A 1,105-nucleotide genomic window follows, 5' to 3' on the forward strand; every position below is an offset into this window, starting at 1 on the left:
AAAATGAAACAACTTGATGCCTGCCGTTCAGATTACCAAGATCATTTAAAAGGAGTGGGGAACTTCTTATTTCGATTACAGATGTCCTACCAGAAGTCGAATACCTCTACATCTATCGAAACATTCACCACAGAATTTTCACATCAAAGTAGGCGATTGATGAATGGCTTTGATGAATGCCAACATTACGAAATGATCCAACAACAAAAAATCACGCAAAAGCTTGATGAGATTAGCTTTGAGAAAAGAAAAATTTTGTTGGAGGATCAAAACACATGAGTATCGATATGTATCTGTCCGATTCCTTAGCCCAAGCCACGAGCGCCAGTCACTTCTGCCAAAAACAAGTCACTGATTACCAAAATCTCCAACAAGCCATCACTCAATTCACTTTACAAACGCCCAATCTCCAAGGAAAAACCTACGACGCTGCGAAAGCCTATTTTTCTCAAATACTTTACCCACTCGTCCAAGGAGGAATCTTACTCTCCGAAGCGGTCGAAAAAGCAGCGAAACGATTTCCACAGGAATACATAAATCAAGTTGATTCCATCAGCTTGAAACAATCCGAATTAGAAGCGCAAATTCGTCAAATGAATCAATATATCACCCAAGCCGAGGGGATACGGCAGTTGCTTCTTTCACCTCATATGCCGGAAGAACACCAAGGGTTTCAACTCAATCAGAATACGTTGTTACTCACGATGTATCATGACTTGAAACACAAACTGGAAGAAAAACTCCAAAAACTCTTAGCTTACAACCAAAGCTCCGCGCAATTTTTTACAGAAATCAAAAGTCTCGAACAAGCAGTCAATCAAGGCCTTGCTCAAACGAAAACTGCTTGGAATAGCCAAACGAAGACATTCTCTATGCCGAAAGATTTGTCCTGGACAACTACGATCCAAGACAAATGGCAACAAGTAGAAAACGAGAAAAAAGGCATCGATCCAACTAAAAACAAAGAACTAGAAAAGTACAACGTCTATGCTCTCATTATTCACGATAGCGAGGGCAACCCACGTGTCTTTTGGAAAATCGAAGACAAGCAATCAGGCTACGGCATCGTGAACCCCGAGCTGTATCAATATGTCACGAAAGTAGG

Annotated in this window: 1 protein-coding gene and 1 pseudogene; both read left to right on the plus strand. The window is 40.9% G+C overall.

Annotated elements, in window-relative coordinates:
- Nucleotides 1-279 (plus strand): DUF3958 family protein (locus tag CUS89_RS15840; protein ID WP_104872797.1); only part of this gene is annotated, 279 nt, incomplete at its 5' end.
- Nucleotides 276-1,105, plus strand: a pseudogene (locus CUS89_RS15845) (LXG domain-containing protein); the annotation flags it as partial. The gene CUS89_RS15840 and the pseudogene CUS89_RS15845, both read left to right, overlap by 4 nt.

This window comes from Enterococcus mundtii (assembly GCF_002947535.1).
Taxonomy (GTDB): Bacteria; Bacillota; Bacilli; order Lactobacillales; family Enterococcaceae; genus Enterococcus_B; species Enterococcus_B mundtii_B.